General features: G+C 37.0%; 12 protein-coding genes and 2 pseudogenes. 6 read left to right on the top strand and 8 right to left on the bottom strand.

The genetic code is table 11. From position 1 onward, the window contains the following. Positions 1–141 precede the first annotated feature (141 nt). Positions 142–1,476 (top strand): hypothetical protein, encoded by a 1,335-nt coding sequence (locus tag MOC86_RS15315; protein WP_268584929.1) that lies wholly within the window; start codon positions 142–144, stop codon positions 1,474–1,476. A gap of 94 nt (positions 1,477–1,570) precedes the next feature. Here the strand turns inward: MOC86_RS15315 and MOC86_RS27380 are convergent, their stop codons facing one another. Both MOC86_RS27380 and MOC86_RS27375 read right to left on the bottom strand, forming a co-directional pair. Continuing rightward, positions 1,571–2,065 carry a DUF3231 family protein gene (locus MOC86_RS27380; protein ID WP_326847733.1) on the bottom strand — a complete coding sequence of 165 codons (495 nt, stop codon included), beginning with the start codon at positions 2,063–2,065 and terminating at the stop codon, positions 1,571–1,573. Between the two features lie 39 nt (positions 2,066–2,104). Beyond that, positions 2,105–2,557 (bottom strand): annotated as a pseudogene (locus MOC86_RS27375) (DUF3231 family protein); the annotation flags it as partial. A gap of 254 nt (positions 2,558–2,811) precedes the next feature. Between MOC86_RS27375 and MOC86_RS15305 the strand changes: the two are divergent. The 3 genes and pseudogenes from MOC86_RS15305 to MOC86_RS15295 all read left to right on the top strand — a co-directional run. Continuing rightward, positions 2,812–3,039, top strand: a complete 228-nt coding sequence (locus tag MOC86_RS15305; RefSeq protein ID WP_268584928.1) for a DUF3953 domain-containing protein — start codon at positions 2,812–2,814, stop codon at positions 3,037–3,039. A gap of 117 nt (positions 3,040–3,156) precedes the next feature. Further along, a complete protein-coding gene (locus MOC86_RS15300; protein ID WP_268584927.1) occupies positions 3,157–3,567 on the top strand; it encodes an NAD(P)-binding protein in 411 nt (136 codons plus the stop codon). Positions 3,568–3,605: 38 nt separating this feature from the next. After that, positions 3,606–4,385 (top strand): annotated as a pseudogene (locus tag MOC86_RS15295) (FAD-dependent oxidoreductase); the annotation flags it as partial. Here the strand turns inward: MOC86_RS15295 and cysI are convergent. The 6 genes from cysI to MOC86_RS15265 form a co-directional block, all read right to left on the bottom strand. Continuing rightward, complete coding sequence (cysI, locus tag MOC86_RS15290) at positions 4,345–6,069, bottom strand: assimilatory sulfite reductase (NADPH) hemoprotein subunit (RefSeq protein ID WP_268584926.1); 1,725 nt, start codon at positions 6,067–6,069, stop codon at positions 4,345–4,347. The pseudogene MOC86_RS15295 and the gene cysI overlap by 41 nt on opposite strands. Before the next feature lie 26 nt (positions 6,070–6,095). Continuing rightward, positions 6,096–7,910, bottom strand: a complete 1,815-nt coding sequence (locus tag MOC86_RS15285) for an assimilatory sulfite reductase (NADPH) flavoprotein subunit (protein ID WP_268584925.1) — start codon at positions 7,908–7,910, stop codon at positions 6,096–6,098. Between the two features lie 358 nt (positions 7,911–8,268). Continuing rightward, complete coding sequence (locus MOC86_RS15280; protein WP_268584924.1) at positions 8,269–9,732, bottom strand: nicotinate phosphoribosyltransferase; 1,464 nt, start codon at positions 9,730–9,732, stop codon at positions 8,269–8,271. A 19-nt stretch (positions 9,733–9,751) separates the two neighbouring features. Next, complete coding sequence (locus MOC86_RS15275) at positions 9,752–10,657, bottom strand: hypothetical protein (protein ID WP_268584923.1); 906 nt, start codon at positions 10,655–10,657, stop codon at positions 9,752–9,754. A gap of 86 nt (positions 10,658–10,743) precedes the next feature. Then, a complete protein-coding gene (locus MOC86_RS15270) occupies positions 10,744–11,544 on the bottom strand; it encodes an NUDIX domain-containing protein (protein WP_268584922.1) in 801 nt (266 codons plus the stop codon). A gap of 304 nt (positions 11,545–11,848) precedes the next feature. Beyond that, complete coding sequence (locus MOC86_RS15265; protein ID WP_268584921.1) at positions 11,849–12,067, bottom strand: hypothetical protein; 219 nt, start codon at positions 12,065–12,067, stop codon at positions 11,849–11,851. Between the two features lie 300 nt (positions 12,068–12,367). Between MOC86_RS15265 and MOC86_RS15260 the strand changes: the two genes are divergently transcribed. Further along, positions 12,368–13,573 (top strand): MFS transporter, encoded by a 1,206-nt coding sequence (locus tag MOC86_RS15260; protein WP_243510368.1) that lies wholly within the window; start codon positions 12,368–12,370, stop codon positions 13,571–13,573. A 162-nt stretch (positions 13,574–13,735) separates the two neighbouring features. Continuing rightward, the gene (locus tag MOC86_RS15255) at positions 13,736–14,221 is read left to right on the top strand and encodes a CBO0543 family protein (RefSeq protein WP_268584920.1); all 486 of its coding nucleotides are present in this window, start codon (positions 13,736–13,738) and stop codon (positions 14,219–14,221) included. Positions 14,222–14,231: the final 10 nt, after the last annotated feature.

The following is a 14,231-nucleotide window of genomic DNA, read 5'->3' as shown; positions in this document are numbered from 1 at the left end:
AGACATGTTTGTTTAATAGTCTTAAATTATCTGTTAAAATTATAATAGCAGGTCTTAACTTAGTTTGTAAATAATTTGTCAGAAAATTTAACATATTCGAATAAATTATTATTTGCTTTTTCGAGAGGAGAAATGTTCCTTATGTTAGCGTTACACATAGGCATCATTGGACCAAAAGATTTAATCGATCAAATAGTAAAGGAGCTAAACACTTATCAATTAAATAATCTTGAATATCATTTTTTCTTCATTCAACAAGTTGAAGATACAAGAACCTTAAATTATGAGGATCTTCATCAATGTGACTTACTTCTCTTTGCTGGACAAATGGCTCATAATATTTATCTTGAACAAAAAAAGCTAGAGCGCAATCAAAAAAACGTACCAACAATCTTTATTAAATATGATGAGTCTGCCCTGTATAAGACACTATACGAACTTGCAATAGAAGAGAAAGGTTCTATTTCGTCTTTCACTCCATTTACAATTGACGTTCTTCACCAAGATGAAGGACATCATTTATTACGAGAAATTGATTTAAAAGATTGGGTGTTTATTAATGGTCTAGCCACATATACAACAAATCAGTGGGCAACCCTTCATGAGGAATTTTACAAGCAAGGGAAAAGTAAGTATGCCATTACTTGTTTAACAAGTGTTGCAGAGGAACTTGTCAAACGTGGCATACCGGTAAAGCGCGTTATGCCTACCTATTCGTCTATTAAAACGGCTATAGAACTTTTAGTTGTAACATCTGAAAATCTTATACGACAAAAGCAACAAATAACAGCTATTTATATTGAATGGATAGAATCTGAACGCAGGCCACAAAATCGATATGTTATCTACCGCCAAAAGCTTAAATTTGAAAGTATCATCGTGGATTTTTGCGAGCAGTATGGTGCTTCACTTGCTTTTTCTGATCAAAACAAAGCAACTGTTTATACAACAAAAGCTGTTGCAGAAGCATTCACCAACCATTTTCACAGTTTCCCTCTTCTTCAAAAACTTACAGAAGAGACAAGTACTCAAATATTCGCTGGTATTGGATTGGGGGATGAAACCTCAACAGCTGAGTATTCTGCTGCTAAAGCTTTAAAATTTGCGTTAGTAAAAGGGAAATCATGTGCCTATGTTATGTTTGCAGATGGAAAAATGAAAGGACCATTGCAAGGAGATAACTATATTCCTTTATCTTTTACTACCATTTTAAAGGAAGAGGAACTAAGTAAAATCGCGCAGAAAGCTCACTTAAGTGCGATGACGGTTTCAAAACTTTTATCCTTAATTGAACAAACAAAGGAACCTTATGTAACAGCACATACAGTAGCAGAAGGATTTAATATTTCTCTCAGAAGTGCAAATCGCATTTTAACAAAACTTGCAGAAGCCAATTTGGCAGAGCCTTGTGGAGAAGAACAGCCTCCAGGACGTGGACGACCGCGAAAAATATTCCGTCTTTGTTTCTTACCCTAGGTCGGAAAGTAAACATGTATTTCAAGACTCGTCCACCTGATAGACTTTAACAGTAACAAACCTTGTACTTTTTAAAACACAAGGTTTGTTACTGTTATTTCTTCATAATTTGAGGCGGTTCTTCCATCCATCCATGTTTGATCATAATTTTTGCTCCTTCATGGGCATATTGAAAAATATCTTTCATAAAAACAGACAATTTTCTAGGTAAATCATTTCTCATACTAAAAGCCGTGCCAAGCGAATTTCCTCCTAGCGAAAAGCTGCAAAAAAGACTTACACAATAAAGCATCATTTTATCTGAAAAAGGAGGAATTGTAGATGTTGTGACGTTCCCTCCCGCTATTCCTGGAACAGGGATGTTATCCTCTAAAAAGAAGTTTCCTAACTCTTTAATCATATTTTTAGCAAGTTCTCCTCCTTCAGAAAAAAACTTTCCAATCTCTTTGTTTTCAGCACACTGAGCAAATCCAAAAATCATTTGCATTCCCATCATATTTGATTCAATAGCATGATAGATATGAGCCATTTCTACAGTGTTTAATGATCTTTTTCCTTTGATAGGGTTCAGGACACCTAAATAACTCACATCCTTAACAAATTCGACAGATTTTACAGGGTCAACAAAAGGTGACTTCGGAATGAGCCCTCTCTCAATTAAATACTCTGTACAGAAATCAAAATATTTTTGGGTAACGATTGATAATTCACGAAATATTTCTCTTAAATCTTTTCGATATGACATTGTTAAGTTCAAAGTATGCATAGCCATACTAATTTCTTTAATTAACCGAACAAACATAATATCAAATCCGTTGTCATATAGCTTAGGTGCTTCTTTATGCACATCTTCAGCTGTGAAACCTATCGGAACGGAAATTTCTTCTTCTTGAAATATCTCTTGTATTTTCTATATATATGGGTTAATTTCTTCATAAAGATTTTTCATAATCTTTTTTGCTTCATCATCTTCAGCTTTTTCAATAAAATATTCTAACATTCGGACGACCATTGTTTTTTGTTGATATGTAATCCATAAGACTCCAATTTCAGAAGAAGAGATAGAAGGATGTTGCGACATTGTGATTCCTCCATATTTCAAATTTTATTTTCTTATATTTTAGCGATACTTTATAACAAAGCACTTTTTATTATCGTTTTCCTCACACGCTAAAACATACATTGTAGAGGACATATTTTTCATCTTATTTCACATTTCTGTATAGCTTTTTTCATTAAGTATAAAGCGCTTTTATTGACTCACTGTTGCGTTTTCTTTTATAAAGCTCGGAGATTTGATATGATGAGATTACATACATATGATGGAGGTCACCAGTGAAGATACTACGTTTTATGGTCGCGATTATTGTTATCTGTTCTGCTCTTTACACTCTTTTTTTTAACAATTCTACTTCCCTTTCTATTATGCAAGTTTCTTTATGTATCTTGATTTTTATTTCAGGTTTTATCGAGCTACAAAACAAAAGAAAAGGCTATGCCATTTTTATGTTCTTAGTTGGCCTTTTTCTTATTATAACAACGATTTATATTTCTTACGGATGAATTTTGGGATGAAAGAACGGTATACTAACCGTTCTTTTTTAAGACTTTTTTTCGTCTATTAAGAAAATTGAATCATAAAATACTAAAAAAGATGTATTGGGGATGGAGGAGACTTATATGCTTGTAGGCATTATCGGAGGTGGCATTGGAGGCCTTACGCTTGCTCAAGCTCTTCGCGAAGCAAATATTAATGTTATTATATTTGAACGTGATCAAAAGCCTACACAAACCGGTGGATACCGTTTGCACCTTCATAGAGACGCGCTGAACGCACTCCGTAAAGTTCTCCCTCACAAACTTATGGAGGCACTGCTATCTAGCGGCACAGGCAAAGAGTCATTCACAAAGTTTTCTCTCTTGGATCATCACGGCAACACAAAGCTCTCTTTTCCTGTTGAAGAGGAAGAAGTACTTATGATTGGTAGAGTGCCGCTTAGAACAATTCTAGCTTCAAATTTAAAGCATATTGTACGCTGGAACACAGCATTCTCACACTATGAAAAGAAAGTGTTGAAGTTGATGTATTAGTTGGAGCAGATGGGGTTCATTCAGCCGTTGCCAACCAGCTTCTTGGTAAAAAAAGTGCCAAAAGCGCTAATACAGCTGCTATTGCAGGGAAAATTCCTTTAACAGCTGAAGTGAAAAAACTCCTCCCTAATGACCTATTTCATGGGCCAGCCTTTGCGATAGGACCAAAAGGAATTGGAATGTTTCTGACTGTTCACAACCAGTTGAAATCTACAGGAAACGAGCTAGCACAAAACGAATCTCCATATATTGTTTGGTCTGTTGGGGCGCCTTCATCTTTTTTTCATAACAAACTCTCTTCACAAGAACTTCAAAACGAAGCACTTTCTCTTATTTCGAAATGGGATAGCTGTTACCAAAAACTAGTTTCTCTCTCCCCTGCTCAAAATATCGCTTTTTTTCATTTTTACTTTCCAGCAGCACTTGAACCTTGGCGAAATTCGAAAGTAACTGTTATTGGTGATGCGATTCACCCAATGCCTCCTACAGGAGGTGTTGGCGCAAGTACAGCGATCATTGATGCAGTAAACTTAGCTCAAAATTTAGCAAACCGTGATCAGATCAGCTTAGCTCTTAAAGCTTATCAGTCTGAAATGCTCCATTATGCTCCACAAGCTGTAGATGAAGCACGTCCTCCACTTTTTTGGCAGCGGAGATTTGCTAATCCTGTTATTAGAACATTTGCCATGTCATGTTTTCTTCCCCTCGCTCACCAAAGTATAATGATAAAAGACCGATTGAGAAGAAAAAAAGGCTGCCAATTAGCAGCCTTTTTTATCAATCATGAAAGTTTGTTCCGTCTGTTACAGCTTTTATGACTCCAACACGTACAACAAAGTCACCGAAGTGTTCTCCTTCTTCACGCTCTTTCGCATAGCGACTAAGAAGTACTTTCAACTCTTCTAAGATTTCAGTTTCTCCAATGTTTTCACGGTACATTTTGCTCAAGCGACTTCCGTCAAAAGCTGCACCAAGATACATATTGTACTTGCCTGGCGCTTTTCCGATAAAAGCAATCTCTCCGAGCGTTGGGCGCGCACAGCTGTTCGGACAGCCTGTCATCCGCACGTTGATTTCTTCATTGCGAAGACCGTTCTCATCTACAATTTCTTCAATTTTATCGATAAGTTTCGGTAAATAACGCTCAGCTTCAGCCATCGCTAGACCACATGTTGGAAGAGCTGCACATGCTAGTGAATTGCGGCGAAGTGCTGTATGATGTGAACCATCTGTAAGACCATATTGATTCATAAGTGCTGTTACTTCATCTTTAATTTCTTCTGTGATATTAGCAATCACTAAGTTTTGATTTCCTGTTAAACGAAAATCACCAGTATGAATTTTTGCAATTTCACGCAAACCTGTTTTCATCTTGTAGTCTTCAAAGTCGCCAACGCGGCCTCCTTCTACAAAAAGCGTATAGTGCCAATTTCCATTGATCCCTTGTGTCCAACCATAGCGATCACCATTATGTTCAAAATAATATGGTTTTGCTTCTTGAAGTCTGAAACCAAGACGATCATAAAGCTCTTCTGTTACAGTTTCAAGTCCTAGACGATCAACTGTATATTTAAAACGAGCATTTTTACGAACTGAGCGGTTTCCGTAGTCACGCTGAATTGTAATCACTTTTTCTGCTACATCAAGCACCTGATCTGGTGTACAGAAACCAATCACTTTAGCAAGCTGAGGGTACGTTTCTTTATCACCATGGGTCATCCCCATTCCGCCCCCAATTGCAACGTTAAAACCAATTAGCTCGCCATCCTCAACAATAGCAATAAAACCAAGGTCTTGAGAAAATACGTCAATATCGTTTGAAGGTGGAACAGTGATACCGATTTTGAACTTACGAGGTAAGTAAAGAGCACCATACATTGGTTCTACTTCTTCTCCTTCAGGTGTTCCAGCCACTTTTTCTTCGTCTAACCAAATCTCATGATATGCTCTCGTGCGAGGAAGCAAATAGTCGCTTAATTTCTTCGACCATTCATAAACCTCTGCATGAACTTCAGATTGATATGGATTAGGATTCGCCATAACGTTACGGTTAACGTCACCACAGGCTGCAATTGTATCTAAAAGGGAAGCATGAATTTTTTGAATAGTTGGTTTCATGTTCCATTTTAAAATACCGTGCATTTGGAAAGCTTGACGTGTTGAAAGTTTAAGCGTTCCATTTCCATATTTTTCAGATAGTTCATCCATCACAAGCCACTGTTCTGGTGTTGAAACCCCACCTGGTGTACGAACACGAAGCATGAATTGATAAGCTGGTTCCAGTTTTTGTTTTTGTCGCTCATTACGAAGATCTCGGTCATCTTGTAAATAGCTTCCGTGGAATTTCATTAGACGGTTATCGTCGTCTGAAATTCCAGAACTGATGCGATCTAGCATAGATTCCTTTAGTGTACCACGCAAATAGTCGCTTCGTTCTTTAATTTCTTCTACATCACTAGGTGGTCCTTCTGGTGCTTTTAATAGTTGGTTCACTTTCCCCATGTTGAATTACTCCTTTCAATCGGAACTCAATATACGTCGCGTTGATAACGTTTTTGTTGCTGCATATTTGCTACATACTCTTCTGCATTTTGACGAGACATATTTCCTTCTTTTTCAATAATATCGATGAGTGTTTCATGAACATCGTGTGCCATATGTTTCTCATCTCCACAAACGTAGAATGAAGCTCCAGCTTCAAGCCATTCGAATAGCTCTTTGCCTTGTTCTTTCATTCGATGTTGAACATATACCTTCTCTTCTGTGTCACGAGAAAAAGCAACATCCATCTTCGTTAACACGCCATCTTTGAGCCATTTTTGCCATTCTGTTTGATATAAAAAGTCTGTTACAAAATGCTGATTCCCAAAGAACATCCATGATTTTCCGTCTGCTCCTATTTCTTCACGCTCTTGCATAAAAGAGCGGAAAGGAGCTACACCTGTTCCAGGTCCAACCATAATAATTGGTGTATCTGGATTTTCAGGAAGCTTAAAGTTTTGGTTACTTTGAATATAAATTGGCAGTGTATCGCCTGGTTCTAAGCGCTCTGCGCATAAAATTGAACATACACCATTACGGTCACGACCATGGGTATTGTAACGAACAGCTCCAATTGTTAAATGAACTTCGTCTGGATTCGCTTCTAAACTGCTTGAAATCGAATAGAGACGAGCAGGCATTTTACGAAGAATAGCAACAAAATCATTTGCAGAAACAGGCCATGGACCAAAGTCACGGACAAGATCCAGTAGGTCGCGTCCATCGATATACTCTTTTACCTTTTCTTCGTTTCCTGCTGCTAATAGCTCTGCAAGATCATCATTTCCTGAAAGTTTTAGAGCTTGCTCAAGAAGCGGTTTTGTAAGAACAGTAATTTCAAAGTGAGAAATTAAAGCTTCTTTTAAAGGACGAACGTCTCCTTGTTTATTTGTTGTTACAATTTCTTCCGGATCCCAATTTAACTCTTCGATAAGAAGGTCAACAAGCTTTGGATCGTTCTCTGGATAAATTCCAAGACTATCACCTGGTTTGTACGTTAAACCTGAATCTTCAAGCGATAATTCTAAATGACGCGTTTCCTTATTTGAACCACGGCCATTTAGATTAATAGATTCAAGCACTTCCGCTTTGAACGGGTTTTTTCTTGAATATGGAGATTCTACAATGGCTTCTGCTGTTGCCGCACTTTGTGCTAATCCTACATTTTGTTCTTGCCCTTCATTTAGCCCTTCAATAACTCCATTCAGCCACTCTTCAGCAGGCTCATCGTAGTCAAGATCACAGTCAACACGTGTATGAATACGCGTGCCGCCAAGTTCTTCAAGACGAGCGTCAAATTCTTTTCCTGTTTGACAGAACTGCTCATATGAACTGTCCCCTAAAGAAAGAACAGAGAAACGAAGATCTTCAAGCTTTGGAGCGCGTCTTCCATGTAAAAATTCGTGGAACGATAAGGCATTATCTGGTGGGTCTCCCTCACCATGCGTACTCGCTACAATAAGAAGATTTTTTAGTTTTTTCAAACTGTTTGGTTTAAAATCACTCATAGATGAAACAGTTACTTTAAACCCTTTTCCTTCAAGCGTTTTTCCCGCCTGCTCTGCTAAGCCTTGGGCATTACCAGTTTGCGAACCGTAAAGAACGGTTACTTCTTTTGAAATAGTTGGCGCTGGTGCAGCAGGTGTAGCTACTGGTGTAGCTACTGCACCGCTGTTTACGGCACTTGAAGCTAGATAACCGCTTAACCATACTTTTTGGGTTTCTGTTAATGTCGGTAGAAGACGATTTAGAAGCTCTACCTGCTCCTCATTAAACGGACTGTTTATTACCTGAAGTTGCAACACTATCCACCTCACAAAAATATAAGCTTAATTTTTCGCCATCATATGTATCATGACTTTTTCAAAAATTCTCTCTATTCACCTTTCAAAGAGAGAAGTAATTACTTTAATCATAATTTCACTATTCCTATAAGTCAAGTCGGTTTTAAAGTTATCTTTTGATTTTCTTCAAAATTCATAATAGATTTCTATTATAATAGTACAAAAAGGAGGAGAAATACAAGAGAGTACGAACGATTTATCTTGTAAAAGTTGAAAAAATCGGTCATTTCCCCTTAAAACCACTATTCCAACTTGTTTACTTTGTTTTAAAAATGTAAGAAAAGAGAAGATCAGCCAAACTAATCTCCTCTTTTCTTTACAAGTTGTTCTTTTTAACTTTTTCTTTCATTTCATTAAAACAACGCATTTTATGATCCCAGCACTCTTGACTTAAGTCAACAGGATATTCTTCAGGATTAAGTGTTCGTTTATATTCGTCCCATAGCAGGCTCATATTATCACGTGCAAACGCTTGAACTTCAGGCAATTTAGGACGGGTGCATGTTATTTTCCCAGCTGTTACAACTTCTTCATGAAGCTCTTTTGCCGTAAAATTTGTTACAAACTTGCTAATGTACGTATGCACAGGGTGAAACATTTTTAACTTTTCTTCCGCTTCGGGATTTTCATGTTCAAGCGCAATATAATCTCCTTCAGAGTGTTGATTTTCATTATTAATAATTCGATATACTCGCTTCTTTCCTGGTGTTGTCACTTTTTCTGGGTTTGCTGAAATCTTAATTGTATCCATCATTTCTCCATCTTCATCTTCAATAGAAACAAGCTTGTATACCCCTCCAAGTGCAGCTTGATCGTAAGCTGTAATCAGTTTCGTCCCAATGCCCCATACATCAATTTTAGCTCCTTGAGCTTTTAAATTCATAATGGTATATTCATCTAAGTCATTTGAAGCTACAATTTTCGCATCATGGAACCCTGCTTCATCAAGCATTTTACGGGCTTTTTTAGAAAGATATGCAAGATCCCCGCTATCAAGGCGAATGCCAATAAAATTAATTTTATCTCCATACTCTTTTGCAACACGAATAGCGTTCGGAACTCCTGAGCGAAGTGTATCGTACGTATCAACTAAAAATACGCACTCTTTATGTGTATCTGCATACTTTCGAAATGCTGTATATTCATCTCGATAAGCTTGAACCATTGCATGTGCGTGCGTACCTGCGATTGGTAAGTCAAACATTTTTCCCGCTCTTACATTACTTGTTGCTGAAAATCCACCAATATAGGCAGCTCGCGTTCCCCATACCGCTGCATCCATCTCATGCGCGCGGCGTGTTCCAAACTCCATTGCAACATCATCGCCAATAACTTGCTTAATTCTTGAAGCTTTTGTTGCAATAAGGGTTTGATAGTTCACAATATTTAAGAGCTGTGTCTCAACAAGCTGTGCTTGAGCAAGAGGCGCTTCAACTCGCAAAAGCGGCTCATTTGGAAAAACAAGCTCCCCCTCTTTCATTGACCGAATGCTTCCTGTAAATTTCATCTCGCTTAGGAAAGTAAGATAATCTTCTCCATATCCTTCGCTTCGTAAATATTCAATATCACTTTCTGAAAAACCAAAGCTCTCTATAAATTGTAAAACACGTTCAAGCCCTGCATAAACGGCATATGCATTACCAAAAGGGCTCTTACGGAAATAAAGTTCAAATATTGCTTTACGATTGTGGATTCCGTCTCTCCAATACGTTTCAGCCATGTTAATTTGATAAAGATCCAGGTGAAGCATAATGCTATCATCACTATATTTTCCGCTCATTGTTATTCCTCCACATTTTTTATAGTCGAACATCTTTCCAATTCATTAATTTAATACCATACGTTTTCGCAAGATGCGCATATTCTTTTTCTGTTTCTTCCTCAAAACCCTGAATAGAGGACATGCAGTCTTGCAGGACGATTATATTTGAAGTTAAGTTATCATCGTTTTGATAATAGTGTGTAATTTGCTTAATAGATTCCAACACACAGTGAGACTTTGCTTCTCCTGCAATAATAATTCTGTCATACTCTTTTAAACGATTAAGAAAGCTATAATTTGTATCATCTGTTTCAGCATGTTCAGACTTAATAATGCCGTACATTTCACTTAGAGGATTTTCTCCTTTTACAATTTTCTCAATCGGTGTTTTATGCACTGAGCTATGATAATGAATCATGTTTGCAAACTGGCCCTCTAAGGAAGCTCCTTCTGTTCCTTTTATACAATGGTAGCTCCAAATACAAAGCTGTTTTTTGCCATAATTCTCTAAGTTTTGAACATATTTTAAACTTTTCTCTCTTTCATAAAGAGGTTTCCATTTATTTGTTAACACATCTTCCGCTGTGATGATTGTAAATGGTTGCGGGTGTTCCCCTTGCTCATTTTCCCACCAACATTCATGAAAGATTTGAGAAGGTTCATGTGTATCAAGCGAAACAGAGATATTTGTAATCTTTTCTAAGTTTTCATAAATAAAACGTGTTACGTTTTCCACATCTCTGTGCGAACCGAGAACAGGAAGTGCTCCATCTTCCATAAAGTCGTATTGATAGTCGATTCCAATAAATAAAACTTTTTTCCGTTTTTCTTCTATTGGTAGTTTCTCTTTTGAAGACAGTGTTAATACATCACCAAGTTTTTTTTCATTCTTCTTTCCGATTTTTTCTATCTCAACAATGTGTTCAAAAGGCGCTTTTTTCATCTTCTTCACTCTCCATTAATTGTAATTGGTAATTACAAAATTACAAATTAGTAAAATTAAAATTTGATTAGGAAAGAAACTCTTCCCTAATGATAAACAGACTGAACGACTTCAATATTATTGAAACGGTAAAGCTGTGACGGTCGAAATGAATTGCGCTTTGTTTTTTTCGGCTGACCTTTTTCATCCAATACTTTCTCAATAAACGGAAGTTTTGGTGCCTTTGTAAAAAAAACAGAATCTGTTGAAATACGAGGATCTTCTCCGACGGTTAATAGAACACGTTGTAGTTCAGATAATGAAAATTCACTCGGTAGAAAATTTTTAGCAAGCGTCGTTTGAATCATATCTTTTTTTATAAAAGAAAGAGCATCTTCAATGATTTGTCGATGATCAAAAGCAAGATCAAGCTTGAATACTTCTTCCATTGTGAAGAGTTCTACTTCTGCTGCATCGTCACTTGCTTTTCGCTGTTCTACAAGTTCTTCAGGTACAACAGCATAAAAAGCATTTGAAATCATCCATCCCCGCGGATCTCGCCCAATGCGATCATACACGCCAAAATGCTCAATATGAAGACCGTCTATGTTTGTTTCTTCTTTGAGTTCTCTTTTTGCTGCTTCAGAAGCTGTTTCCTTATGATTCGCATCAACAAATCCTCCTGGAATTGCCCATTTTCCTCCTTCGACATTCGGATTTCCTTCTTTGTCTTTTTCAGCTCGTTTAATAAGCATAAGAGAAAGCTTCATAACTGGTGGTGCTTTTTCCTCTTTCTTATATGACTGGATGGTGAAAATGGCGATGTCTGACGTATAGCCATCAGGCGTAATATAGTCTGATGAACGATAATGATCTAACATCTCTTTTTCTGTCTTGTATTTCGCCACACGAATTCCCCTTTTTTCTCATTTTCTTCACTTGAGTAATTTGTATTTATTGAATTACTATTTATACATATAGCATAAGCTTATTCTTTTCTCTTTGCAACTAGTTTTTCAGAAAAAATGATAAATATACGACTTGTTTATGATTGTTAATACCCAAAACTAGAATCCCTTACTCTTCTATTGTAAAGTTAATCAAAAAGTAAAGAAGGTTCGTTTGTTCTTCATTCTTTTTACATCTTTTATATTTCATTTCAATGTTTACAATCTGGCCTGATACGTTCACCGTATCAAGTCTGTTAAGTTTTCATACAAAAAGAGCGTCTAAACCTAGACGCTCCTCACGTTCTTTTCTTATGATCAACCTTCCAAAAAAGCGGTAAAAAAACAGAACAAGGCCTATAAAAAATCCAGAGAATTGATTTACAAACACTTCTCCTGTTTTTATATACTTTAAAAAGAACGTCCCTCCAAAAATAACCATCATACAGATGGAAAGTTGAAACAAAGTTTTGTAAAGTGACATCCCCTCATCCCCCTTCATCCACGATCCTATTTTATCACAAATAAGGGTATTTATGGAAAATACCCCCTAAAGTGGAACCTGACTTAGCGAGATCTATCCTTTCTTCTTAAGTTAGGGCTTTTATATTTATAGCTCTCTTCTGTGTGCTTTACATTACATATTTTTGCTCTTATTCTATTAAACTTAATGGTTATTTTAATTTCTTCCCTTGTATAATTCCTATGAATTCAGTATGATAAATAACTGGACTGCATTTTAGATATATTTTATTCCATTTTATAAAGAAAGGCTGAATAGGTTATGAATTCTTCACAAGCTCAAAAGCTTAGCGGAAAAAAAGAGCCTTTTCCAATTGCTCTTCTTTCCCTAACGTTAGGTGCTTTTGCCATTGGAATGACAGAGTTCGTTATTATGGGCATCCTTCCAAACGTTGCGGAAGACCTTCACGTTAGTATTTCAAAAGCAGGACAGCTTATTACAGGCTATGCGTTAGGCGTTGCCATTGGGGCCCCTATCCTAACGATTTTCACACACAGGGTTCCTCAAAAAATGCTGCTTTGCTTACTTATGTTTTTATTTATTCTTGGAAATGCCTTTGCTATTATTGCCCCAAATTATGAATTATTAATGGGCGCTAGACTTTTAACTGCATTATGTCATGGTACATTTTTTGGTGTTGGAGCTGTTATTGCTTCAAAGCTTGTTCAAGCACACAAACGTGCAAGTGCTGTTGCTACAATGATGGCAGGCTTAACGATTGCTAATATTGTCGGCGTGCCTGTTGGCACCTTCATTGGGCAACATTTAGGATGGAGAGCTTCATTTGGAGCAATTACAATAATGGGGCTGATTGCTTTTATTGGCATCATTATTTTCATTCCAAAACTTCGTCAAGAAGCGTCTTCAAACTTAACAAAACAGTTTGGCGCATTTAAGCAGCCAAAGCTTCTTCTTTTCCTTCTGCTTAGTGCATTAGGATGTGGAAGTTTATTTACTGTTTTCACTTACATTACGCCGTTGCTTGTAGACGTCACTGGCTTTCATGAACATAGCGTAACATGGATTCTTGTGCTGTACGGCTGTGGCGTTACGTTAGGAAACATTGTAGGAGGAAAACTGGCAGATTGGAAGCTTATGCCCTCTATCTTCGGAATATTTGCGGCCATTTGTATCCTTCTTTTAGTATTCACTGTTACAGTAAAAAGCCCTGTGGCAGCAGTTATTACAATGTTCTTTTGGGGAGCAGCAGCGTTCGCTGTTATGCCTGGTGTTCAAGTTAAGATTATGAACCTTGCACACGAAGCCCCTGCTCTTGCTTCAACATCTAACCATTCTGCAGCAAACTTAGGAAATGCATTTGGAGCTTTTCTTGGAGGCGTTGTTATTACTCATATGGGGCTTACCTCTCTTCCGTGGATTGGCGCTATTTTCGTTGCGGTAGCGTTTCTAATAGGATTTTCAATTTATGTTGTTGAAAGTAAAGGGCAAAGCCGTGTTCAAGCATAACGAAGAAACCGTCTGTTTTTAAAAGGCAGACGGTTTTTTCTATTGTTCTTTTCTCTGTATAATACGCCTAGTTCTCATCCACAATAAGCGACAGAAGCTAAGTATCTTATTATCATAACGGCATTTCCTTATTATCAAGGATCGCAAAAGGTGGTTGAAAACATGAGCAAAGCATTTGAGAAAGGCTTTTTGAAATTTTTGTTCTTCTTCACATTGCTACTATGCCCTTTTTTATTAAAAAGAATGGGAATGAAAAACTTTTTGCTAACTTTCTTGCTGAATGGCTTTACAAATGGAATTATCGACAGGTTTGTTGTTAATAGAAAATTAATCAAATATCCCGTTAGACTGCTAAAACGGGATTTCAAAATTCACGTCCTGTTTGATTTTCTCTTATACCCTGTAACGTCCATCCTTATCAACGAAACAACAAAGAAGGACGGAGTAATAATAACGATTTGTAAAACACTATGTTTTATCAGTGTCATTGTCCTAGTCGAAACGTGGGCTGAAAAATATACAAAGCTGATTAGATGGAGCAGGAAATGGACTTGGTATTATAGTTTCCTTAGTATGGCGGTAAAATCATTGCTAAATAGGATTATTATCGGATCATTACGCAAAACAACAACAAAGAAAACAACCTAAAAAAAGCGTG

Source organism: Priestia endophytica, assembly GCF_026790145.1.
Lineage (GTDB): Bacteria > Bacillota > Bacilli > Bacillales > Bacillaceae_H > Bacillus_I > Bacillus_I endophytica_A.
This window is presented reverse-complemented; position numbering and strand designations above follow the sequence as displayed.